Raw genomic sequence first — 22,546 nt, 5'->3', positions numbered from 1 at the left:
TCGAGATCGATCCTGCCATCTGGACTGGACTCCCCCGCAAACGGCGCTGGGTGGTTACGCTTTTCAGCACCGGCTGTGCCGGGATCCGCGATCGTGAAGGGGCAGACATCGTGGCAGAAATGTCATTCGACCCGTCAGCGCTCGACGCTTATCAGCGTGCGGCAGCTCGGGTTTCCGAACTTCTTGGCACAGCGGCCACAGATACGACGACCGCGGCCGGGGTCGACCTGTCCGGGCTCGGCGTGCTCGGGCGTGAATTCGCCGCCGCCTGGACACAGGCCGCGGGCGACCACGCGTCGACACTGAGCACGGCGGGCAACCTGGTCACCGCCTATCAGGACATCTTGAATCGCTTCGGCGCCAGCGTGACCGGGATCGATTCCGGGCTGGCGGGCGATCTGCGGGCAGCCGAGGGAGAGGTGGCGTGATGCGTTCCAAATCGCTGGTCACCGAGACCACGGTCAGCACGATCACCCCCGCCGAGGCCGAGGCGAAGATCGAGCCGGTGATCGCGCTGCTCGAAGTGCCGTTGCTCGAGTTGCGGAGATCGCTGGGCAGCAACACTTCCGCCGATCCCGACGCGTCCGTCGTCGCCGCGCTGACGTCGGCGTCCGCCGCGACCACGGCTACCGAAGACCCGCATCGGCTCGGGCTGTACGCGCTCGAGTCGACCGAGACGGCGGCACCGGCCACGCCCGCGCTGCGGCAGACCGCGACCGAGGTCTCGGCCGCGGCCGATCGTGGGACCAGTTTGAGCTCGCTGCTCGGGCAGGCGTATTCGACACAGTCGATCGCGGCCGCCAAGGTCGACGCGATCATCGCCGACTTCCGGGCCAAGGCGAAGAAGGCCGCGCCCGCGGTGAACGAGAACAACCTGGACGCCATCGTCGAGCTGGCCGAGGAGGCCATTTCGGAAGCGGTCGGGGTGGTGGGCAATGCCAGCACCGAGATGGATCAGTACACCCGGGACACCAAGGGGCTCACCAGCGATCTCGGCGGGACCAACGGGGTAACCGTGCCCACCGGCGCGACGGAGGTGGCGCCCGGGGTCTATGTACTCGGCACCGGCGGATCCGATACGTCGTCGTGGGACGACTCCTCGTGGGATGACGAGGACGACAACATCGATCCGGCGACAGCGGCGCAGATCGCGTTGCAAGAGGCCCTGATCGACGGTGGGGTGTCCTTGGGAACCGCGGCGATCGACGCCGGTGTCACCTTCGGAACGCATCTGATCGACAAGATCGCCGAAGTCGCGATGCACGGGATCGACAAGGGCTCCGAGTTGGCGACGACCGGAATCGACACTCTCGCCGCGAATGTCACCGGTACCGAGGGCACCACCTCCACCTCCCCCGCGGGCACCACACCCGCCGCGCCGTCGACCAACGGCGGCGGCACCGGCACGAACACCTTGTTCGGCGGATTGGGTGGCGGCGCCAGCACCGGCGGCGGTACCAGCTCCGGCGGTGGCGCCAACACCGGCGCCGGGGCGAACAGCGACAGTGGCGCGTCGGCGAAGCCGGATACCCCCGCGCCGTCCGCGCCGTTCCAGTCCAACCAGACGCCGAAAACCGAACAGCCCCAACAGGCTCCGAGCACACCGGCGCCGGCCCAGCAGCCGATGCAGGGCGGGGTGGTTCCGCCCGGCAGCCGTCCGCAGCAGGATCAGGAGACCGAGAAGCCCTCCGCCGCACCTAAACACGGTCAACCGGGAGTCGTCCCGGCGCCGGCGTAGGACCCCCGGATGGAGAATCCGTTCGGTGCCTACTTCACGTCGCCGGATGCCACGCCGCCCGGTCGCCGTCGCCCGCAGGGCAAACGGCGCCGCAGGCGGCGACGCGAGGCCGAGCCGCAGACGATCGGCACGAACCCCGAGACCTGGCCGCCACCCGACCCGGAACCGTTCGACAGCAACGACCCGTTCGAGCCCGCACCCGTCCAGCCGGTATATCGAAACCCCGCCGACGACGACGGGTTCACCGGCGACTGGAACGACTGGAACGACGGCGACGCGCCGGTCGAGACACAGCGCGGCGACGATGTCGACTGGAACGACTGGGCCACCGCCACCGCCACCGAACAGAGCGGCGACCACGTAGAGATGCCGGTATTGCCGCGACTCAAGGACTTCGGCGGCGGCGGCCAGATCGCACGGCGGCCCCGCAAGAACTTCGACGACGAACGCTACGACGACAGCGGCGGCCGGGCGAAGGCCGCCGCCGCGATCAAGGGTGTGGTCGGCGCGCTCGCCTTCGTCGTCGTGCTCGGCGTGGCCGCCACCATCTTTCTCGGCCCCGCCGACAAGACGAGCACCACCACCCAGGCCGCCGTCCCTGGCTCGCGGGCGACCACGTCCACCGTGGTTCCCCCGCTCCCCGCCCACGCCCTGTCCGGCTGCGAGTCCTTCCGCACTCCCTCGATCACCATCAGCGCCGAGCGCGGCGACACCGCCAGCCCCGAGGGCGCCATCCTCGGCTTCGAATACAGCTACTACGTCGACCGCGACGCCGCCAAGGCCCGTTCGTTCGTCACCGACAACGCGCATGTGGGCAATGCCTCGGCCTTGGCCGAAGGCATCGGCTCGCTGCCCCTCGACGTCAAATACTGCGTCCACATCACCAAAGCCGACGCCGCCGACCCCACCCTCTGGAACGTCACCATCCACCAGAAATGGCCGGGCGACGCCACCACCGAGAAGATCGACCAGGTCATGCGCACCACCGAGGTAGCTCCCGGCCGGTACCGCATCACCAGCATCGACCACCGCATCTGAGCACGTCCTCGAACGCGAAAGTCCCCCGCACCGGGATCGGTGTGGGGGACTTTGCCGTGTTGCGACCCTGACGGGACTCGAACCCGCGACCTCCGCCGTGACAGGGCGGCGCGCTAACCAACTGCGCTACAGGGCCTTGCATCGTTACGTCGGGGGATATTACCCGGTGGGCATCGGTTTCGGTAACCGAACAGGTCAGGCGGCGAATCGCGTGTTGACACTGACGTCAACGTCAATAACACTTGTGACGGTGACCACAAGCGAGGCGCGGGAGCGGGGCGGGTCGGCGCGCAAGGGCAGCGCGGGTCCGTGTTCGCCGATGGCGCGCTGGTGGCGCTGATCGAGCCCCCGGCCCGACCCGCACCGCCACCGAATCCGAGGACATCCAGTGAAGCTGCTCATCGCCAACCGCGGCGAGATCGCCCTGCGCGTCCTGCGCACCGCCGCCGAGCTCGGTATCGACACCGTGGCGGTGTACGCCGAGGACGACGCCGACAATCCCGATGTGCACGCGGCGGGCGAGGCGATCCGGTTGACGGGCACCGGCGCGACGTCCTACCTCGACCACTCCGCGATCCTGGCCGCCGCCAAGGAATCCGGCGCCGACTACCTGCATCCCGGCTATGGATTCCTCAGCGAGAACGCCGAGTTCGCCCGTGCGTGCGCGGCCGACGGCGTCACGTTCGTCGGCCCCGATCCCTCGGTGCTCGACCTGTTCGGCGACAAGTCCTCGGCCCGCGCGACCGCCGTGGCCGCCGGCGTCCCCGTCTTGCCGGCGACCGAGGGACCGACCACCGTCGAGCAGGTTCACGCGTTCTTCGGCACGCGTCCCGGCGCGATCATGATCAAGGCGCTGGCCGGTGGCGGCGGCCGCGGCATGCGGGTGGTGCGGAGCGCGCAGGAGATCGACGACGCGTACCGGCAGTGCGCCGCGGAAACGCGGCTCGGTTTCGGCAATCCGGCGGTCTTCGCCGAGACGCTGTTCGAGAACGCCCGGCACATCGAAGTCCAGATCGTCGCCACCGGCGGCACAGCGCTGGCACTGGGCGATCGCGATTGCAGTGTGCAGCGCAGGCATCAGAAGCTGCTCGAAATCGCGCCCGCGCAGGGACTTTCGGACACCCGGCGCAGAGAACTCCACGCGGCGGCGGCCCGGCTGTGCGCCCACGTCGACTATCGCGGGCTGGCCACCGTCGAATTCCTGGTCTCCGACAGCGAATTCGTGTTCCTCGAGGTGAATCCGCGAATCCAGGTGGAGCACACCGTGACCGAGGAGGTCACCGGCGTGGATCTGGTCGCCGTGCAGCTCGCGATCGCCCAGGGCACGCCCTTCGGCGAACTGGGGTTGCCGAGCGGAATCGTCTCCACCGGAACAGGCTCCACCGGCGAGCCGGCCGCCGCCGACGGCATCGCGATCCAGGCCAGGGTCAACATGGAAACGATGACGGCCGACGGTTCGACGGTGCCGACCGCGGGCACCCTGACCACCTTCGCACCGCCGACCGGCCCCGGCGTGCGGGTCGACACCTTCGGCCGCTCCGGGCTGACCCCGAGCCCGCGCTACGACTCGCTCCTGGCCAAGGTGATCACCCGCACCCGCGGACAGTCCTTCCCCGCCGCCGCCCGCAAGGCCGCGACGGCACTCGCCGAGTTCACCGTGACCGGCATCGGTACGAACATCTCGTTCCTGCGCGAGATCCTCGCCGACAGCACCTTCCAGTCAGGACTCGCCACCACCGGCTTCCTCACCGAGCGGCTGACCGAACTGGCGGCAGCGGCGCAGACCGATCAGCCCGAGGTCGCGATCACCGCGATCGAGCTGTATCCAGGGCAGGAGGCCGTGCGCGCTCAGCTCGCGGGCACGGTGGTCGAGGTAACCGAGGAGGGTGCCGACGTCGGCGCGGGCGGTCAGCTCGCCGTGCTCGAGGCCATGAAGATGCAGCACGTGGCCGCCTCACCCGATGCCGCCAGAGCCGTCCGGGTGCTGGTCCGCCCCGGCCAGGTCGTCGCGCCGGGCGATCCGCTGGTCATCATCACCCGCACCGGCGCGGACGAATCCGGCGGCGCGCACACCGAGCTGGATCCCGACCGCGTTCGCGCCGATGTCGACGAAATCCGCGCCAGGCACCTCGTGACGCTGGACGAGTCCCGCCCGGCGGCCGTGGACAAACGGCACCGGCTCGGTCGCCGCACGGCCAGGGAGAACATCGCCGACCTGGTCGACGAGGGCAGCTTCGTCGAATACGGCGCGCTCGCGTTCGCCGCGCAACGCAGCAGACGCGCCGAAGCGGACCTGATCGCCAACACCCCCGCCGACGGCCTGGTCACCGGCTTGGCGACCATCGGCGCCGACCGCTTCGGCAACGCCGAGGCAGTGGTGGTCTCCTACGACTACACCGTGCTCGCCGGCACCCAGGGCAAGAACAACCACGCCAAGACCGACCGCGCCTTCGAACTCGCCGAACGCAAGCGGATTCCGGTGGTGCTGTTCGCCGAGGGCGGCGGCGGCAGGCCGGGCGACACCGACGGGACCGGCATGGGCCTGGACGTGACGACCTTCCGCGCGCTCGGCGCGCTACGCGGCAAGGTGCCGCTGGTGACGATCGTGTCCGGCCGCTGCTTCGCGGGCAACGCCGCCCTGGCCGGTGTCTGCGACGTGATCATCGCGACGCCGGACGCCAATATCGGCATGGGCGGACCGGCGATGATCGAGGGCGGCGGGCTCGGCGCCTGCCGCCCGGAGGACATCGGCCCGGTCGAGGTGCAGCGACGCAACGGTGTCGTCGACCTGGTCGCCCGCGACGAGGCGCACGCGGTGGCACTGGCCAAGCAGTACCTGGGCTACTTCCAGGGCAGGGTCGACGATGTCCAGGCACCGGATCCACGGCTGGCCCGGCACGTGGTGCCGGAGAACCGGTTGCGCGCCTACGACATCCACCGCGCCATCGACGCGATCGTCGACGTGGGCTCGGCGCTGGAGCTGCGGCCGGACTACGGGGTCGGCGTCGTCACCGCGCTGGTGCGGGTACACGGCGAACCGTTCGGCTTGATCGCCAACAGCAGCCACCACCTGGGCGGTGCGATCGATGCCGAGGCCGCCGACAAGATGGGCGAGTTCCTCACGCTGTGCCAATCGTTCGGGCTGCCGGTTGTCTCCCTGTGTGACACACCGGGTTTCATGGTCGGACCGGAGGCGGAGAAGACCGCGACGGTGCGCCGGTTCAGCAAGTTGTTCGTGCTCGGCGCGCAACTGAGCGTGCCGTTCGGCACCATCATCCTGCGCAAGGGCTACGGACTCGGCGCGATGGCGATGGCGGCGGGCCACTTCCACGCGCCGCGGTTCACCGTCGCCTGGCCCACCGGCGAGATCGGGCCCATGGGGCTGGAGGGCGCCGTTCGGCTCGGCTTCAGCAAAGAGCTCGCCGCCGTTACGGATCCGGACGAGCGCGAGACGCTGTTCCAGCAATTGCTCGCCATGGCCTACCAGCAGGGCAAGGCGCTCACCGCTGCCACGGGTTTCGAACTCGACGATGTGATCGACCCCGCCGACACCCGCACCTGGATCGCCACCCTCGTCGACGGCCGGGCGCGCGGAGGGTCGTGGGACAGCTCGGCCATTTGATACCCCCTTCGCTCTCTGTGTGATTTACGGCATATTTCCAGCCGGTCACACCGAGCATGCGCTCAGACTTGAAGTTGACGTCAACTTTCAATAGATTCAGGACTGCGGATTCACCGAGCAGCCACTGATCGAACGGAAGGATTCTCATGAGAGTTACCGACAAAGTGGCCATCGTGACCGGTGGCGGCGCGGGCATCGGCGCCGCGCTGGCCGCCGCACTGGCCGCGGCGGGCGCGAAGGTAGTGGTGGCCGACCTCGACGAGCCCGCCGCGCTGGCGGTGGCGGAGCGGATCAACGCCGATCACCCCGGCACTACCGTCGGCGTCGGCGCCGACGCCGCTGTCACCGAGGAGATCCGCGGTCTGATCGCGGTGGCGCAGCAGCACTTCGGGCCCGTCGATCTGTACTTCGCCAACGCGGGCATCGTCGGCGCCGCCGGACTCGACGTCACCGACGACGAGTGGGACCGCTCGCTGGACGTGAACCTGCGCGCCCACATCCGTGCCGCGCGGCTGCTGGTGCCCGAGTGGGTCGAACGCGGTGCGGGCTATTTCGTCAGCACCGCGTCGGCGGCGGGACTGCTCACCCAGATCGGTTCGGCCACCTACTCGGTGAGCAAGCACGCCGCGGTCGGGTTCGCCGAGTGGCTCAGTGTCACCTACGGCGACCAGGGCGTGCGCGTCAGTTGCCTGTGCCCGATGGGTGTCAACACGAAACTGCTGTACGCGGGCCAGAATTCGGGCGAGGAGCTCGGCGCCACGGCGACCCGGGCCGTCGTCGCGGCGGGCGATGTCCTCGAACCCGCCGACGTGGCCGACATCGTGCTCGCGGCCGTCGACGCCGAGGACTTCCTGATCCTGCCGCACCCACAGGTGCTGGACATGTACCGCCACAAAGGCGCCGACTACGACCGCTGGCTACGCGGCATGCGTCGCTACCAGTCGTCGCTGCTGGCCGAAACCCACTGAGCGAGAGACAAAGCCATGTCACTGTTCGATCTGAGCGATCGCGCGAAGAAGTATTCCGAAGACCTGCTCGACTTCATGGACGCGCACGTCTACCCGGCTGAGGCCGTCTACGAGACGCAGATGCGCGAATCCGGCGACCCCCATTTCCAGCCGCCCGTCCTCGAAGAGCTCAAAGCCGAGGCCAAGCGGCGCGGCCTGTGGAACCTCTTCCACCCGCACCCCGGGCGCGGCCCCGGCCTCACCAACCTCGAGTACGCGCCGCTGGCCGAGATCATGGGCCGCAGCCACCTCGCCGCCGAGGCCTGCAACTGCAACGCCCCCGACACCGGCAACATGGAAGTGCTCGAGCTGTTCGGCACCGAGGAGCACAAAGAGAAGTACCTGAAGCCGCTGCTCGACGGCACCATGGCGTCGGCGTTCGCGATGACCGAACCGCGGGTGGCCAGCTCCGACGCCACCAATATCGAACTGTCGATGGTGCGCGACGGCGACGACTACCTGCTCAACGGCCGAAAGTGGTTCGCCACCAACGCCTTGCACAAGAACTGTCGAGTGATGATCGTGATGGGCAAGACCGATCCCACCGCGGCGCCGCACCGTCAGCAGACCATGATGGTGGTCCCGATCGACGCGCCGGGCGTCACGATCCTGCGCGGGCTGCCGGTCTTCGGCTACCAGGAACGCGAAGGCCACGCCGAGATCGACTTCGCCGACGTGCGCGTGCCCGCCACCGACGTGCTCAAAGGCGAGGGCGAGGGTTTCGCGATCAGCCAGGCCCGGCTCGGACCCGGCCGCATCCACCACTGCATGCGCAGCATCGGGATGGCCGAACGCGCGCTGGAGATGATGTGCAAGCGCGCGCAGGCGCGGGTCACCTTCGGCACGCCCATCGCCGACAACGCCAACATCCAGGACTGGATCGCCGAGTCGCGCATCGAGATCGAGATGATCCGGCTGCTCACGCTCAAGGCCGCGCATCTGATGGACACCGTCGGCAACAAGGCCGCGCGCACCGAGATCGCCGCCATCAAGGTGGCCGCGCCGAACATCGCGCTGAAGGTCGTCGACCGAGCCATTCAGGTACACGGCGCCGGCGGTGTCACCGACGACTTCCCGCTCGCGGCCGCGTGGGCGCACCTGCGCACTCTCCGGCTCGCCGACGGCCCCGACGAAGTCCACAAGCGTGCCATCGCACGGCAGGAACTGCGCAAGTACAAGGAGAGCAACTGATATGACCGGACTGGATCTCACCGGCCGCACCGCCATCGTCACCGGCGCCTCACGGGGCATCGGACTGGCGATCGCCCAGGCGCTGGCCACCGCGGGCGCGAACGTCGTGTTGACCGCGCGCACACAGGAATCCGCTGACGCGGCCGCGGCACAGATCGTCGGCACCGCGATCGGCGTCGGCGCGCACGTCGTGGACGAAGACGCCGCGCGGCGCTGCGTCGAGCTGACCATCGAACGGTTCGGCAGCGTCGACATCCTGGTCAACAACGCGGGCACCAACCCGGCGTTCGGCCCGACGATCGACCAGGATCACGCCCGCTTCGCGAAGATCTTCGACGTGAATCTGTGGGCTCCCGTGCTGTGGACGCAGCTGGTCACCCGCGCGTGGATGGGCGAGCACGGCGGCGCCGTGGTCAACACCACCTCGATCGGCGGCCTGAGTCTCGAGCCGAACATCGGGCTGTACAACGCGTCCAAGGCGGCGCTGATCCACCTGACCAAGCAGTTGGCGATGGAACTGTCGCCGAAGGTGCGCGTCAACGCGATCGCGCCGGGCGTGGTGCGGACCAAGCTGGCCGAAGCGCTGTGGCAGGAGCAGGAACAGGAGCTCGCGGCCTCGACCGCGCTGGACCGGATCGGCGAGCCCGACGACGTCGCCGCCGCGGTGGCCTTCCTGGTCTCCGACGCGGCGAGCTGGATCACCGGCGAAACCATGGTGATCGACGGCGGCCAGCGGCTCGGCGACGTCGCCCCGTTCCGCAGCGGAGCCTCGGTCGGTGCCTGACGCGCACGAGGTGGTCGGCGTCGACCCGGTCGCCATCGGACGATGGTTCGCCGCGATCGGCGTCGAGCACACCGCGCCACTGCGTTTCGACCGGATCGGCCTGGGCCAATCGAACCTGACCTACCTGGTGCGCGACGACGCGGACCGCCGCTGGGTGCTGCGCAGGCCGCCGCTGGGGCACCTGCTCGCCTCCGCGCACGATGTGGTGCGCGAGGCCAGGATCATGGCGGCGCTCGAATCCACCGATGTCCCGGTGCCGCGGATTCTCGGTGTCGTCGACGATCCGGCGGTGTCGGAGGTACCGATGGTGCTGATGGAATTCGTCGACGGGCAGGTGGTCGACACCATGGCGATCGTGGAATCGCTGACCCCCCAGCGTCGCCGGGCCATCGCCGAATCACTGCCGCGCACGCTGGCGAAGATCCACGCGGTCGACCTGACCGCCGTCGGCCTCGCCGATCTGGCGAGTCACAAGCCCTACGCCGCCCGCCAGCTCAAACGGTGGGGCGGGCAATGGGAGCAATCCAAGACCCGGGAGCTGCCGGAGCTCGACGAGCTCACCCGCAGGCTGACCGCCGACATCCCGGAGCAGCGGGAGGTGACCCTCGTGCACGGCGACTTCCACCTGCGCAACGTGATCACCAGCCACGACACCGGCGAAGTCGTGGCCGCGCTGGACTGGGAACTGTCCACCCTCGGCGATCCGCTGGCCGACATGGGCAGCCTGCTCGCCTACTGGACCGAACCGGGCGAGAACACCGGCGGCGACTTTCCCGCGTCGGCGCTGCCCGGTTTCCCGAACCGCGCGCAGATGTCGGCGGCCTACCTCGCGCTGACCGGGCGCGACCCGGCCGCCCTGCGCTACTGGCACGCCTTCGGGCTGTGGAAACTCGCCGTCATCGCCGAGGGCGTGCTGCGCCGAGCGCGGGACACGCCGCAGAACAGGGCCGCTGCGGGCACCCCGACCGTCGAACGCATCGACGCGATCGTGCACAAGGCACTCGACCTCACGAACACATCCGGACAGGAGCAGACATGACACGCACGGCTATCGAGACCGTCGCCGGCCAGGTCGTCTTCGTCGCCGACGGACCGAAGGACTGATCGGCGATGAAAGCATGGCAGGTAACCGAACTCGGCGAACCACGGGATGTGCTGCAGTTCAACGACATCGACGATCCGGTCGCCGGACCGGGGCAGGTGCTCGTGCGTGTCCTCGCGGCGCCGGCCAACTTCCCCGACGTGCTGCTGTGTCGTGGGCAGTACCAGGTCAAGCCGCCGCTGCCGTTCACGCCCGGCGTCGAACTGTGCGGTGAGGTGGTGGCGGTCGGCGACGGCGCCGATTTCGCGGTCGGTGACCGGATCGTCGGCACCACGAACCTGCCCGGTGGCGCGTTCGCCGAGCTGGCCGTGCTCGATGCCGACAGCGCGTTTCCCGCACCGGACTCCCTCGACGACGCCGAGGCCGCCGCACTGGTCATCGGTTATCAGACGAGCTGGTTCGCCCTGCACCGGCGCACTCGGGTGCAACCCGGCGAGACGCTGCTGGTGCACGCCGCCGCGGGTGGCGTGGGCAGTTCCGCCGTGCAGCTGGGCAAGGCGGCGGGCGCGCGGGTGATCGGTGTCGTCGGCGGGCCGGACAAGGCCGACTACTGCCGCCGCCTCGGCGCCGACCTCGTGATCGATCGGCGCACAGAGGATTTCGTGCCGATCGTCAAGGAGTTCACCGGCGGCCGTGGCGCCGACGTGATCTATGACCCGGTCGGCGGCGACGCCTACGCCAAGTCCACCAAATGCATCGCCTTCGAGGGTCGCATCCTGGTGATCGGCTTCGCGGGCGGCACGATCCCCCAGCCCGCGCTCAACCACGCGCTGATCAAGAACTACTCGATCATCGGCCTGCACTGGGGGCTCTACAAGCAGTACAACCAGCAGGCGATCGCCGACTGCCACGCCGAGCTGTCGCGGCTGGCCGCGGCGGGTGAGGTGAGACCACTGATCAGCGAACGCCTTTCGCTCGGCGACGTCCCCGACGGCCTCGGCCGCCTCGGCGACGGCGACACCGTCGGCAGGCTCGTCTTCCACCCCCGGCTATAAATAGGGCATGGAACGACGTGCGGAGACCGCAGGCGACAGCGCGCCACCCTCGATGGCGCGCACCTCGCTGCTGCGCGAGCTGCCCGCCACGCCGCGGGGGCTGCGAACCAGGACAGCGCTGATCGACGCGGGACGGAAGGTGTTCGAGCGCATGGGGTATCTCGATGCCCGGCTCGTGGACATCACCCAGGAGGCCAAATGCTCCTCGGGCACCTTCTACACCTATTTCGCCGGGAAAGAGGAGATCTTCGCGGCGATCCTGGAGCACGCCCAGGAAGACATGATGCACCCCGGGATGGAGCACGTGACGGGTGACGACGATCCCGTGTCGATCATCGAGGCCAGCAATCTGGCGTACTTCGAGGCCTACAAGCGCAACGCGAAGTTGATGGGACTGCTCGAACAGGTCGCCAATATCGATCCCGAGTTCAGCAAGCTCCGCCAGGAACGGGCCGACGCGTTCATCCGCCGCAATGCCCGCAGCATCGCCGATCTCCAGCAGCGCGGTCTCGCCGATCCCGAACTGGACCCGATGCTGTCCTCACGGGCGCTGTCGGGGATGGTCAGCAGGCTGGCCTTCAACTATTTCGTCACCGGCGACGGGCTCCTCGACGGCAAGCCGCTCCCGATCGAGGAGCTCGTCTTCACGGTGACCCGGCTCTGGGCGAACGCGCTGCGGATGCCGCTGAAGAACTGACCGACCGGCGCGGTCGAACGAAAAAATCCCCTCACCGAGTTGTCTGGTGAGGGGATCGAAGGTGGCCAGAGCCGGGATCGAACCGGCGACCTACCGCTTTTCAGGCGGTCGCTCGTACCAACTGAGCTACCTGGCCGGAAGTACCGGATTGCTCTGGTACTACGTGCGACCCTGACGGGACTCGAACCCGCGACCTCCGCCGTGACAGGGCGGCGCGCTAACCAACTGCGCTACAGGGCCATGCTTCTGCAGTACTGCTAGACACAGTCTGAAGACTGTACCCCCTACGGGATTCGAACCCGCGCTACCGCCTTGAAAGGGCGGCGTCCTAGGCCGCTAGACGAAGGGGGCTCGTTCCGAATCTCTCCGGGGCGGCTTCAACGTTTCCGTTGGGAGCTCGCATAGCTTATGACAGGTGTGCGCAGAGTTCCAAATCGCCTGGTCAGGCGCCCAAACCGAGGTCATCCAGGCGTGCTTGCTCCCGCCAGCCCTCGGTGCGGAAGTTCTGGATCCACAGCGGGGTGGCCATCGCCTCCACGATAACCTCCAGCACCTCGGCGAAGCGGGCGCGCAGGTCGGCGGCGGAGCCGTTGGAGATCGGGTCGACCAGATAGCGCTGGCCTGCCAGCGCCGCGGACAGGGTCCGGGTGAAGCGGTCGGGGTCGGCGTCGGCGCGCAGCTGGCCGTCGTCGATGGCGCGGACCGCGAGCACGCGGGTGGCGCGGCCGACGATGCGCCCGCCGCCGTTGCCGGTGTCGCGATGGAAGTCGGGTTCGATCACGAGGCGGTACTCGGCTTGCACGATGGTGTCGTGCTCCAGGCGAAGGGCGATCTCGTCGACCATGCCGTGCAGCACGTCGAGCGGACCCAGGTCGGCGCGCGCGAGCCAGCGCTCCGCGCAGGTCCGGTACCGCTCGACCGCGGTCTCGAGGACCGCGCGCGCCAGGTCTTCCTTGGAGTCGAAGTGGAAGTACATCGCGCCCTTGGTGGCGCGCGAACCTTCCAGAATGCGGTTGAGCGATGCCGCGGCATATCCGCTCTTCCCGAACTCGACGGCCGCGGACTTGATTATCGCCGCGCGTGTCCGGCGCGCCCGCTCTTGCTGCCGTGCCATGCTCGAAACGCCTCCGAACCTTCTCGACGCCGACGGTCGAATACAGACCGTTGGTGCGAATTGTGGTTTTAATTCAAACTTTCGGTATGAAAGACCCGCGGTGCCTCGCACAGCGGCCCCGCCACCAGTGAGAACCGCCTCCTCCTGCGGTAACGACTACCCCTTTGCCGGGAGTTCGCGCACCCATCGCGATCACCTCGGCCTGCGATCTGCCGGTGAATTCCCGAAACGCCACACCCTGCACCGGAGCCACGGAAAACGCGGCACCGGTGATTGTTTCGAAATTCACCAGGCGATCACCGTACCCGTATTCGCGAGTCGACACGCGGCGATTGGAGTACCCATCCGAACATCCGATCCGGTTATCCAAACCAGCAAACGAAGCGCAACCGGAATGATTACTTCGGGTACGAATTCCATAGGCGCGCAGCCCGGTTGACCACCGCGCCGGCACCGCCGACGTTCGCCGAACGGTCGCGAGACCGGCGCCCACCTTGGACCTCTCCATCGCTGCTGCACCCCTGCTTGTCGAAAGATGTTGCGATACAACAGTATTCGATGACCATACGCAACCCGTAACGCGAACACCGCTGGGGCACCGGGTGTTTACCGGGAATCGTCGCCCACGTCCACGTTGTTACCGGCCGCCACCAGCGGCGATCAGCCGCCCGCGACTCGACCCGGGGACCACTGTTCGGTCCTTCGGCACAGCGTCCGCTAGACTCCGCTGCGCGCCCCTTTAGCTCAGTTGGTAGAGCTGGTGACTTTTAATCACTAGGTCGTAGGTTCGAGTCCTACAGGGGGCACCACGACTACTACCGTGACCATCGTCACGTGGCGACGCGCCAACCCGCAGACGCCGCCGAAACCAGGGGTTTCGTGCGCGGATTCACCTACCCTGAGCGCGACCCGGGCTTCCGGGCGCCCACTACCTCAGGCGGAGTGAGATGACTTCCTTCGACGATTTGCTCTCCCAAGTACCCATCGCCCAGATCGCCGACCAGCTCGGCGTCGACCAGGCGACCGCCACCACGGCCGTGCAGGCCGCGCTGCCGACGCTGCTCGGCGGCCTCCAGGCCAACGCCGCCCAGCCGCAGGGCGCGGCCGCACTGCTCGGCGCGCTCGACAACCACGGCGGCCTCGTCGAGGGCGCAGGCGCGGTGAATCTGCAGCAGGTGGACGTCGGCGACGGCGAGAAGATCGTCGACAACGTCTTCGGTGACGAGAAGAACACCGTCATCAGCGCGCTCGGCGCGGGCGGCGGAACCGGCGGCAACGACCTCATCGGCAAGCTGCTGCCGATTCTCGCCCCGATCGTGCTCGCCTACCTGGCCAAACAGCTCACCGGCGGTGGCGGCGCCGCAGCACCGGCACCGCAGCAGACGCAGGCCTCCGGCGGCGGTCTCGGCGATCTGCTGGGCGGCCTGCTCGGCGGCAGCAGCAACACCGGCGGGCTCGGCGGAATGATCGGCGACGCCCTGTCGAAGAACGCGGGAGGTGCGCTGGGCAGCGTGCTCGGCGGCCTGCTCGGCGGCAAGCGCTGAGATGTTCATCTACCTGTAGTTAACGTCGCGAGGCCCGCAGCGATAGTCCCTATGCTGCGGGCCGAGCACCTAGACTCGTCAGCACGACCATCGGATCTACTGACGAGTTGTGGCGTTGCTCAACATCGTCGGAAAACCGCTCTGTTGCGTTTCGCATCACACCTACGGTGCCGTAAGGTATGGCCGCATCGCGACGTTCGACCGCAAGCACGACAGCGAAGGGTTTTTACATGGCAAGGGATCTGACTCAACTCGAACTGCTCACGGAGTTGGAGCCGGTTGCCGAGGAAAACGTCAACCGGCACATGTCGCTGGCCAAGGAGTGGCACCCCCACGACTATGTCCCGTGGGACGAGGGCCGCAACTTCGCCGCCATGGGCGGCATCGACTGGGATCCTGAGCAGTCCAAGCTCAGCGAGGTCGCCAAGGCGGCCATGATCACCAACCTGCTCACCGAGGACAATCTGCCGTCCTACCACCGTGAGATCGCCGAGAACTTCTCCCAGGACGGCGCCTGGGGCACCTGGGTGGGTCGCTGGACCGCCGAGGAGAACCGGCACGGCATCGTGATGCGCGATTACCTGGTTGTCACCCGCGGCGTGGACCCGGTCGCCCTCGAAGAGGCCCGGATGATCCACATGACCAACGGCTTCGCCTCCCCCGCCGAGGTCGACGCGGGCTTCCTGCACTCGGTCGCCTACGTGACCTTCCAGGAACTGGCCACCCGCGTGAGCCACCGCAACACCGGCAAGGTCTGTGACGACCCGATCGCCGACCGCATGCTGCAGCGCGTCGCCGCCGACGAGAACCTGCACATGATCTTCTACCGCAACCTCTGCGGCGCGGCGATGGACCTGAGCCCCGACCAGACCATCGAGGCCATCTCGATGATCGTCGAGAACTTCCAGATGCCCGGCGCGGGCATGCCGAACTTCCGCCGCAACGGCGTGCTGATGGCCAAGCACGGCATCTACGACCTGCGTCAGCACCTCGAAGAGGTCGTGCAGCCGGTGCTCAAGAAGTGGAACGTCTTCGACCGCACCGACTTCACCGCGCGTGGCGAGGCCACCCGTGAGCGGCTGGCGGGCTTCCTGGACAAGCTGGGCCAGGACGTGCTGAAGTTCGAGGAGCAGCGCGACAAGATGCTCGCTCGCGAAGCCAAGCGCCGCGAAATGGTCGCAGTTTAGGTTTCAACAAAGCGCTGCGCACCTTGATCATCAAGGTGCGCAGCGCTTTTTGTGTGGATGTCTACCGATGTCCGGCGATCCAGGTTCGCGAACTATTTCATCGGGAGGGCGCCGTCGGCGCTGCCGACGTCGGTGATCTTCCAGTCCTGGCCCGCGTCGACGGTGATGTTGTAGGTGACCGTGTTGCGCAGGCCGTCGGGATTCTGCGCGTTGATGGTGCTCACGTCCACGAACGCCGCGACCTTGTAGACCTCGCCCTCGTGCGAGAGCACCTTGGCGGTGATCGGCGTGGCGGTGGAGGTCCACTTCAGCGGGATGATGATCTGCTCGAGCTTCGCGCCGGTGGCATCGAACTTCTTCGACAGCTCGGGCGACGTTCCGGCCTTGAGCTTGGCGACCCAGGCGTTGACGTCCTGGTAGTTCAGGGTCGCCGAGCCGACCGAGTAGTCGAGGGCGATCTGTTCGGCCTTCGCGTCGTCGGCGGCCTGCTCCTTCATGTCGGAGATCTCGGAACGGGCCGAGCCGAGCAGCACGCCGAGCACCAGCGCGAGAATCGCGAGGACGGCGATCACGGCACCGCCCACCAGCGACGAGACGCGCACGGCGACCGTGCCCTTGTCGGGCGTGGCAGGGGTTTTCGTCAGGTCGGTGGCGTCTTCCATGGGGGTCTTCTCCGATTACGTGGGGACAGCGCACCGCCGGAGGCGACGATGCCAGCAGAGTAAGGCTACTGACGTCGCGGACCTGTTCCGGACACGGCGTAGCAGGTAAACGGTGTCATCTCGGTCGCAGTGGCGGCGATGACCCGCGGATAAGCAGCAGGACGCGAGATCGATCACATCGGGGCGGATGAGACAATCGTGTGCGTGACTACCACGCTGCCCCAGGCGCCCACCGCGCTGCGGATCGGGCCCTACCCGGTCGATCCGCCGGTTGTGCTCGCGCCGATGGCGGGCATCACCAACCGTGCCTTCCGCAGGCTGTGCCGGGAGTTCGGTAGCGCGACCTCGATCTACGTGTGCGAGATGATCACCGCCCGCGCGGTGGTCGAGCGCAACGAGAAGACGCTGCACATGATGTCGTTCGACGCCGACGAACATCCGCGCTCGATGCAGCTCTACGGGGTGGATCCCAAGACGCTCGGCGAGGCCGTGCGGATCATCGTCGGCGAGGGCTGGGCCGACCACATCGACCTCAACCTGGGCTGCCCCGTCCGCAAGGTGACCAAGCTCGGCGGCGGTTCGGCGCTGCCGTACAAACGCAGGCTGTTCGCCAATATCGTCCGTGAGATGGTGGCCGCGGCCGAACCGGCCGGCGTTCCGGTGACCTTCAAGTTCCGCATCGGCATCGACGACGACCACCACACCTACCTCGACACCGGCCGCATCGCCGAGGCCGAGGGCGCCGCCGCCGTGGCGCTGCACGCGCGCACCGCGGCCCAGCTCTACTCGGGCGCGGCCGACTGGTCGGCCATCGCCCGGCTCAAGGAAACCGTCACCTCCATCCCGGTCCTCGGCAACGGCGACATCTTCACCGCCGACGACGCCCTGCGGATGATGAACGAGACCGGCTGCGACGGCGTGGTCGTCGGCCGCGGCTGCCTCGGCCGGCCATGGCTGTTCGCCGAACTCAGCGCGGCCCTGCGCGGCGAACCGATCCCGGAGGGGCCGACGCTCGGCCGGGTCGGAGAGATCCTGGTGCGCCACGCCACCCTGCTCACCGAGCACGACGGTGAGGACAAGGCCATGCGCGATATCCGCAAGCACATGGCCTGGTACCTGATGGGTTTCCCGGTCGGCTCGCAGCTGCGGCGCAGCTTCGCCACCGTGTCGAAGCTGTCGCAGATCGAGGACCTGGTCGGGCAGCTCGACCCGGCCGTGCCGTTCCCCACCGACGCGCTCGGGCCGCGCGGACGGCAGGGCTCGCCGCAGACCAAGGTGGTGCTTCCGGAGGGCTGGCTCGACGACCCGGAGGACGACACCGTCCCGGCCGCGGCCGATGTGATGCACAGCGGCGGCTGACCAGCCACCGATAACGGGTCGACATCAATTCGTAAGCCGCTGCGGTTTCCTCCGAACACACTGTCTCGAGCAGGGCTTTTCGTCGGCGATTCGAGCTTCGCAATCAAATCGTCAGCGATTCCCGTGTGCACTGGAGTGGCCTCTCGTGGCGGAATCGTTATCATTGCGGGATCGTTCGACTCTGGTTCGAATCGGAGCCGGGCGGTGACGCGCAGGCTGCGCCAGATAGAGAAGTGAGGTTCGTTGGTGGGTGACGATCGGCGCGGGCGTACGCCCCGGCCCGGAAATCGCGCCCCCTGGGAGCGATACCCGACGGCCGAACCCACCGAGCAACCGGAAAACGGCTCGCGACGTTCGCGTCACGCCGACGCGACGCCGGACGCCGGTTCCGCGCCGCTGACGGTGGCCGACCTGGTGAACCGGGTCGACAGCGAACGAACCAGGCGCGGCAGACGCGTTCCGCCCGCCGAGAGCGCCGAGCCCGCGTCGCGCGCGGGCCGCCGCGCCCGCGAACAGGCGCCGCGCCCCACCCCACGTCCCGACATCGCCCCCCGCACCGACGGCTCCCCCGTCGTCGACGACATCGCGGGCAACCCACCCCACCGAGCCGAATCCCCCGCCGACCGCACCGCGACCACCGCGCTGCCCGCCCAGTCGAAGGAGCCGGTACGCACCGCCGTCCCGGCCCGGCGGGTGGGCGGTCCGGTCGATCCGCCCACCGACATCCTGCCCACGGTGAACCCCGCCGCCGAGCCCGAGCGCGCCCGGCCGGTCAAATCCGCGTCCGCGGCACCGCCACGTCGCCCGGACGGCCGTGCGGGCACAGGAGAGCGCCGGAACAAGCAGGCCCGGATGGCGGGGCGCGTCACGCTCACGTTCGTCGCGGTGCTCACGCTGGTGATCACCGGCGGCGGCTGGAGCTACCTCCAAGCCACCAACAGCAGCTTCACCCAGGTCGACGCACTCGGCGGCGGCGCCACCGGCGACGTGCTCGACGGTGATATGCAACTGGGCGACGAGAATTACCTCATCGTCGGCACCGACACCAGAGCTGGCGTCAACGCCGACATGGGCGCGGGCTCCGCCGCCGACACCGAGGGCGCCCGCGCCGACACGGCGATGCTGGTGCACATCCCGAAGAACCGTTCGCGTGTGGTGGTCGTGTCGTTCCCGCGCGACCTGGACGTCTCCCGTCCGGTGTGCTCGGAATGGGACAACGACACGGCCACCTATACCGACCAGAAACTCCCGTCGGCCATGAGCGACAAGCTCAATGCCGTCTACGCCCGCGGCGGGCCCAAGTGCCTGGTCGACGTGATTCGCAAGATGTCGGGCCTGACCATCGGCCACTTCATCGGCATCGACTTCGCCGGTTTCGAGGCCATGGTCGATCAGATCGGTGGCGTCGAGGTGTGCTCGACCAAGCCGATCATCGACGGCGTCCTCGGCCCGGTGCTAGAGACCTCGGGCAAGCAGCGGGTCAACGGTGAGACCGCGCTCAACTATGTGCGCGCCAGGCACGTGGTCGGTGAGGAACGCAGCGACTACGACCGGATCAACCGCCAGCAGCGCTTCCTCGCGTCGCTGTTACGTGGGGCGTTGTCGAGCAAGGTGCTCTTCGATCCGGGCAAGCTCAACGGGTTCATCCAGGCGTTCACCGCCCACACCTTCGTCGACAAGGTGACGCCCCAGGACCTGCTGCTGCTCGGCCGTTCCCTGCAGAAGATGGACGCGGGCGCGGTGACGTTCCTGACCATCCCGACGGCGGGCACCACCTCCTACGGCAACGAGATTCCGCGCGAATCCGACATCAAGGCCATCTTCCGCGCCGTCATCGACGACCAGCCGCTGCCCGGTGAGACCAAGGCCCCCGAGGTACAGAGTTCGGCCCCGTCGCCGGCCCCTGCCGCGCCCAAGCAGTACGCGGTGGCCCCGAGCACGATGTCGCTGCTGGTGTCCAACGGTTCGGGCACGGTGGGCGCGGCCAAGACGGTCGCCTCCAAGCTCAGCTACCAGGGCTTCGGGATCTACAACACCGGCAACTACTCCGGTGGTACCGCGTCGACCTCGACGATCCGCTACGCCGCGGGTCTGGAAGCCGAGGCCGCCACCGTGGCGAGCGCGATCCCGGGCGCGGTCCTGGAGCAGGCCAACGAGCTGGGCAGCATCATCGAAGTGGTGGTCGGCACCGATTTCGCGGGCACGGTCCGCACGGCGACACCGGTCGGCACCGAACTGCCGTCCGTGCCGATGGGGCAGCCGCACAGCGCGGCCCCGGTCGCACTGCCCTCCGACCTGGAGCACATGAACGCCGCCGACGACACCTGCAAGTAAGGCAGCCGCTGACCTGCCACGACACTGCCACGTGGCATTAACCCAGCGTTGGGTGACAGGGGTCCGGGTACCCACTAGGGTCTGCAATCATGCGTGTCATCTACAACGAGCAAATGGCCGACCTCGCCAACCTCCTTGGTGAGATGGCCGGTCTCGCTGGCCAGGCCATGGAACAGGCCACCCAGTCACTGCTGCAGGCCGACCTGGGTCTGGCCGAGCAGGTCATCGGTGAGCAGGATCGGATCTCGGTGATGATCACCGAGGCCGAGGAGAAGGCCTTCGCGCTGCTCGCACTGCAGGCCCCCGTCGCGGGCGACCTGCGCCAGGTCGTCAGCGCGATCCAGATCGTGGGCGACGTCAACCGGATGGGCGCGCTCGCGCTGCACGTCGCCAAGGTGACCCGCCGCCGCCACCCCGCTCACGCCCTGCCCGAGTCGGTCAACGGCTACTTCGCCGAGATGGGCCGCATCGCGGTCAACATGGGCGCGGGCGCCAAAGAGGTACTCGAGTCCCGCGACCCCGAGCGCGCCGCCCAGCTCAACCAGGACGACGAAGCGATGGACGACCTCCACCGCCACCTGTTCACCCTCCTGATGGACCGGGACTGGAAGTACGGCGTGGCCGCCGCGGTGGACGTCACCCTGCTGGGCCGCTACTACGAGCGCTTCGCCGACCACGCCGTGGAGATCGGCCGTCGCGTGATCTTCCTGGTAACGGGCGTCCTGCCCGGCGACGAGGATGTCGAGACCAGCTGAGAACCGCGAGTCAGCCCCCGCCCACCGCGGGGGCTTTTTCGTGTCGGCCGCACAACGAAAATCGCTCGAACGCGTCGGGCAAAACCGTGCAGGTAGTCGACCCTTTTTGGCCGGATTCTGCTGCCGCCCTGGTCATTTCGATTATCGACAGCCATTGTTTCCGCCAACACGGTTCGGTAGGCTACGTAACAAGGGGGGTTGGAAACAGCGCAACCTCTGTGGGGATCTATTGAAATGGAAGAGGATTCGCGATGGCAATACGATTGCTTTCTGGTGCACTGCTCGGTGCCGCCACGATCTTGACCGCGACGTTGCTTGCCCCGCAAGCTGCGGCCGCGCCGACAGCGCCTTGCGATGCGTACCACGTCGGCGACGTTCAGTACGAGGGCGGGACGAAGTGGTTGTGCTATTCATACGGCCAGGGCGCGTACGGATGGATCATTGCCTGATAGGCATTCACACTCTGGGATCGTCGCAACACCGCTGATAACAGGCGGTAGCTAGATCACGCAAAACGCTCGGCCGAGGTTTCCCGGTCGAGCGTTTTGCGTGGACTCCCGTTGAGTTGCACAGCAAAGCCCCGCACTCCTTCTGAAAGGAGTGCGGGGCTTTGCCTGTGCTCTTTAACCGAAGCGGCCGGAGATGTAGTCCTCGGTGGCGCGCTGGGTGGGGTTGGAGAAGATCTTCTCGGTGTCGTCGATCTCGATCAGCTTGCCGGGCTTGCCCTGGGCCTCGAGATTGAAGAAACCGGTCTGGTCGCTCACCCGGGCGGCCTGCTGCATGTTGTGGGTGACGATGACGATCGTGAACTCTTTCTTGAGCTCGGTGATCAGGTCCTCGATCGCCAGGGTGGAGATCGGGTCCAGGGCCGAACACGGCTCGTCCATCAGCAGGACGTCGGGCGAGACCGCGATGGCGCGGGCGATGCACAGACGCTGCTGCTGACCACCGGAGAGACTGCCACCGGGCTTGTCGAGGCGGTCCTTGACCTCGTTCCAGAGGTTGGCGCCCTTGAGCGAGCGCTCGGCGACCTCGTCGAGTTCCTTCTTGTTGCGCACGCCCTGCAGCTTGAGCCCGGCCACCACATTGTCGCGAATCGACATGGTGGGGAACGGGTTCGGGCGCTGGAACACCATGCCGATGGTGCGACGCACGCCGACCGGGTCGATCGAGGAGCTGTAGATGTCCTCGCCGTCGAGCAGCACGGCACCTTCGACGCGGGCGTTCGGGGTCACCTCGTGCATGCGGTTGAGCGAGCGCAGCACGGTGGACTTGCCACAGCCGGAGGGACCGATGAAGGCGGTGACGCTGCGCGGCAGCACGGTCAGTTCCACATTCGCCACGGCGTGGAAGCTGCCGTAATAGATGTTGAGATCTTTGACGTCGATCCGCTTGGCCATCTGAGTATTCCGTTCGC

General features: G+C 67.8%; 18 protein-coding genes and 5 tRNA genes. 16 read left to right on the top strand and 7 right to left on the bottom strand.

Annotated features, from left to right (window positions below; all coding sequences use genetic code 11):
• Positions 1 to 110: 110 nt before the first annotated feature.
• From ACFTS5_RS17390 to ACFTS5_RS17380, 3 genes are read left to right on the top strand one after another with little or no spacing between them, the layout of a single operon-like run.
• Entirely contained in the window at positions 111 to 428 is a 318-nt protein-coding gene (locus tag ACFTS5_RS17390; RefSeq protein ID WP_378631867.1) for a hypothetical protein, read from the top strand.
• Complete coding sequence (locus ACFTS5_RS17385; protein WP_378631865.1) at positions 428 to 1,738, top strand: hypothetical protein; 1,311 nt, start codon at positions 428 to 430, stop codon at positions 1,736 to 1,738. The genes ACFTS5_RS17390 and ACFTS5_RS17385 overlap by 1 nt, the downstream gene beginning before the upstream one ends.
• A 9-nt stretch (positions 1,739 to 1,747) precedes the next feature.
• On the top strand, positions 1,748 to 2,776 hold the full coding sequence (locus ACFTS5_RS17380; RefSeq protein ID WP_378631862.1) for a hypothetical protein: 1,029 nt from the start codon (positions 1,748 to 1,750) through the stop codon (positions 2,774 to 2,776).
• Positions 2,777 to 2,838: 62 nt separating this feature from the next.
• Here the strand turns inward: ACFTS5_RS17380 and ACFTS5_RS17375 are convergent.
• Positions 2,839 to 2,912 (bottom strand) — tRNA-Asp (locus tag ACFTS5_RS17375).
• Between the two features lie 252 nt (positions 2,913 to 3,164).
• Between ACFTS5_RS17375 and ACFTS5_RS17370 the strand changes: the two genes are divergently transcribed.
• The 7 genes from ACFTS5_RS17370 (at position 3,165) to ACFTS5_RS17340 (ending at position 12,174) form a co-directional block, all read left to right on the top strand.
• Positions 3,165 to 6,398, top strand: a complete 3,234-nt coding sequence (locus ACFTS5_RS17370) for a carboxyl transferase domain-containing protein (RefSeq protein ID WP_378631860.1) — start codon at positions 3,165 to 3,167, stop codon at positions 6,396 to 6,398.
• A gap of 146 nt (positions 6,399 to 6,544) precedes the next feature.
• Positions 6,545 to 7,366 (top strand): SDR family oxidoreductase, encoded by an 822-nt coding sequence (locus tag ACFTS5_RS17365; protein WP_378631857.1) that lies wholly within the window; start codon positions 6,545 to 6,547, stop codon positions 7,364 to 7,366.
• Between the two features lie 15 nt (positions 7,367 to 7,381).
• The gene (locus ACFTS5_RS17360) at positions 7,382 to 8,596 is read left to right on the top strand and encodes an acyl-CoA dehydrogenase family protein (protein ID WP_378631855.1); all 1,215 of its coding nucleotides are present in this window, start codon (positions 7,382 to 7,384) and stop codon (positions 8,594 to 8,596) included.
• 1 nt (position 8,597) lies between these two features.
• Entirely contained in the window at positions 8,598 to 9,380 is a 783-nt protein-coding gene (locus ACFTS5_RS17355; protein ID WP_378631852.1) for an SDR family oxidoreductase, read from the top strand.
• A complete protein-coding gene (locus tag ACFTS5_RS17350; protein WP_378631849.1) occupies positions 9,373 to 10,419 on the top strand; it encodes a phosphotransferase family protein in 1,047 nt (348 codons plus the stop codon). The genes ACFTS5_RS17355 and ACFTS5_RS17350 overlap by 8 nt, the downstream gene beginning before the upstream one ends.
• 71 nt (positions 10,420 to 10,490) lie before the next feature.
• The gene (locus ACFTS5_RS17345; RefSeq protein WP_378631847.1) at positions 10,491 to 11,477 is read left to right on the top strand and encodes an NADPH:quinone oxidoreductase family protein; all 987 of its coding nucleotides are present in this window, start codon (positions 10,491 to 10,493) and stop codon (positions 11,475 to 11,477) included.
• Positions 11,478 to 11,484: 7 nt separating this feature from the next.
• The gene (locus ACFTS5_RS17340) at positions 11,485 to 12,174 is read left to right on the top strand and encodes a TetR/AcrR family transcriptional regulator (protein WP_378631844.1); all 690 of its coding nucleotides are present in this window, start codon (positions 11,485 to 11,487) and stop codon (positions 12,172 to 12,174) included.
• 62 nt (positions 12,175 to 12,236) lie between these two features.
• On the opposite strand, the gene ACFTS5_RS17335 is transcribed toward ACFTS5_RS17340, so the two are convergent.
• From ACFTS5_RS17335 to ACFTS5_RS17320, 4 genes are all read right to left on the bottom strand, one after another.
• Positions 12,237 to 12,310, bottom strand: a tRNA-Phe gene (locus ACFTS5_RS17335).
• A 30-nt stretch (positions 12,311 to 12,340) separates the two neighbouring features.
• Positions 12,341 to 12,414: transfer RNA gene (locus ACFTS5_RS17330), tRNA-Asp, on the bottom strand.
• 38 nt (positions 12,415 to 12,452) lie between these two features.
• Positions 12,453 to 12,525 (bottom strand) — tRNA-Glu (locus ACFTS5_RS17325).
• Positions 12,526 to 12,616: 91 nt separating this feature from the next.
• On the bottom strand, positions 12,617 to 13,288 hold the full coding sequence (locus ACFTS5_RS17320; protein ID WP_378631841.1) for a TetR family transcriptional regulator: 672 nt from the start codon (positions 13,286 to 13,288) through the stop codon (positions 12,617 to 12,619).
• A gap of 733 nt (positions 13,289 to 14,021) precedes the next feature.
• On the opposite strand from ACFTS5_RS17320, the gene ACFTS5_RS17315 reads away from it, so the two are divergent.
• The 3 genes from ACFTS5_RS17315 (at position 14,022) to ACFTS5_RS17305 (ending at position 16,019) form a co-directional block, all read left to right on the top strand.
• Positions 14,022 to 14,097: transfer RNA gene (locus ACFTS5_RS17315), tRNA-Lys, on the top strand.
• A gap of 138 nt (positions 14,098 to 14,235) precedes the next feature.
• Positions 14,236 to 14,832, top strand: a complete 597-nt coding sequence (locus ACFTS5_RS17310; protein ID WP_378631838.1) for a DUF937 domain-containing protein — start codon at positions 14,236 to 14,238, stop codon at positions 14,830 to 14,832.
• A 230-nt stretch (positions 14,833 to 15,062) separates the two neighbouring features.
• Positions 15,063 to 16,019, top strand: coding sequence for an acyl-ACP desaturase (locus ACFTS5_RS17305; RefSeq protein ID WP_378631836.1), 957 nt, complete (start codon positions 15,063 to 15,065; stop codon positions 16,017 to 16,019).
• Between the two features lie 92 nt (positions 16,020 to 16,111).
• On the opposite strand, the gene ACFTS5_RS17300 is transcribed toward ACFTS5_RS17305, so the two are convergent.
• Positions 16,112 to 16,681, bottom strand: coding sequence for a hypothetical protein (locus tag ACFTS5_RS17300; RefSeq protein WP_378631833.1), 570 nt, complete (start codon positions 16,679 to 16,681; stop codon positions 16,112 to 16,114).
• Positions 16,682 to 16,885: 204 nt separating this feature from the next.
• Here ACFTS5_RS17300 and dusB point away from each other — a divergent pair, with 204 nt between their 5' ends.
• From dusB to phoU, 3 genes are all read left to right on the top strand, one after another.
• Complete coding sequence (dusB, locus tag ACFTS5_RS17295) at positions 16,886 to 18,040, top strand: tRNA dihydrouridine synthase DusB (RefSeq protein WP_378631831.1); 1,155 nt, start codon at positions 16,886 to 16,888, stop codon at positions 18,038 to 18,040.
• Between the two features lie 246 nt (positions 18,041 to 18,286).
• Positions 18,287 to 20,374, top strand: coding sequence for an LCP family protein (locus ACFTS5_RS17290; RefSeq protein ID WP_378631828.1), 2,088 nt, complete (start codon positions 18,287 to 18,289; stop codon positions 20,372 to 20,374).
• Positions 20,375 to 20,463: 89 nt separating this feature from the next.
• Positions 20,464 to 21,129 (top strand): phosphate signaling complex protein PhoU, encoded by a 666-nt coding sequence (phoU, locus tag ACFTS5_RS17285; RefSeq protein WP_378631826.1) that lies wholly within the window; start codon positions 20,464 to 20,466, stop codon positions 21,127 to 21,129.
• A gap of 623 nt (positions 21,130 to 21,752) precedes the next feature.
• Here phoU and pstB read toward each other — a convergent pair.
• Positions 21,753 to 22,529: a phosphate ABC transporter ATP-binding protein PstB gene (gene pstB / locus ACFTS5_RS17280; RefSeq protein WP_101464568.1), complete on the bottom strand. Its 777-nt coding sequence runs from the start codon at positions 22,527 to 22,529 to the stop codon at positions 21,753 to 21,755.
• Positions 22,530 to 22,546 lie beyond the last annotated feature (17 nt).

Source organism: Nocardia sp. NPDC056952, from assembly GCF_042674185.1.
Classification (GTDB): Bacteria; Actinomycetota; Actinomycetes; order Mycobacteriales; family Mycobacteriaceae; genus Nocardia.
Note: the sequence above shows the minus strand (reverse complement) of the source record. Positions and strands in the feature narration are given on the sequence as shown.

Excerpts from the sequence above, each read along its gene's own strand:
- ACFTS5_RS17385 (WP_378631865.1), top strand. The coding sequence starts at position 428 with ATGCGTTCCAAATCGCTGGTCACCGAGACCACGGTCAGCACGATCACC.
- ACFTS5_RS17380 (WP_378631862.1), top strand. The coding sequence starts at position 1,748 with ATGGAGAATCCGTTCGGTGCCTACTTCACGTCGCCGGATGCCACGCCG.
- ACFTS5_RS17365 (WP_378631857.1), top strand. The coding sequence starts at position 6,545 with ATGAGAGTTACCGACAAAGTGGCCATCGTGACCGGTGGCGGCGCGGGC.
- ACFTS5_RS17360 (WP_378631855.1), top strand. The coding sequence starts at position 7,382 with ATGTCACTGTTCGATCTGAGCGATCGCGCGAAGAAGTATTCCGAAGAC.
- ACFTS5_RS17355 (WP_378631852.1), top strand. The coding sequence starts at position 8,598 with ATGACCGGACTGGATCTCACCGGCCGCACCGCCATCGTCACCGGCGCC.
- ACFTS5_RS17345 (WP_378631847.1), top strand. The coding sequence starts at position 10,491 with ATGAAAGCATGGCAGGTAACCGAACTCGGCGAACCACGGGATGTGCTG.
- ACFTS5_RS17340 (WP_378631844.1), top strand. The coding sequence starts at position 11,485 with ATGGAACGACGTGCGGAGACCGCAGGCGACAGCGCGCCACCCTCGATG.
- ACFTS5_RS17320 (WP_378631841.1), bottom strand. The coding sequence starts at position 13,288 with ATGGCACGGCAGCAAGAGCGGGCGCGCCGGACACGCGCGGCGATAATC.
- ACFTS5_RS17310 (WP_378631838.1), top strand. The coding sequence starts at position 14,236 with ATGACTTCCTTCGACGATTTGCTCTCCCAAGTACCCATCGCCCAGATC.
- ACFTS5_RS17305 (WP_378631836.1), top strand. The coding sequence starts at position 15,063 with ATGGCAAGGGATCTGACTCAACTCGAACTGCTCACGGAGTTGGAGCCG.
- ACFTS5_RS17300 (WP_378631833.1), bottom strand. The coding sequence starts at position 16,681 with ATGGAAGACGCCACCGACCTGACGAAAACCCCTGCCACGCCCGACAAG.
- phoU (WP_378631826.1), top strand. The coding sequence starts at position 20,464 with ATGCGTGTCATCTACAACGAGCAAATGGCCGACCTCGCCAACCTCCTT.
- pstB (WP_101464568.1), bottom strand. The coding sequence starts at position 22,529 with ATGGCCAAGCGGATCGACGTCAAAGATCTCAACATCTATTACGGCAGC.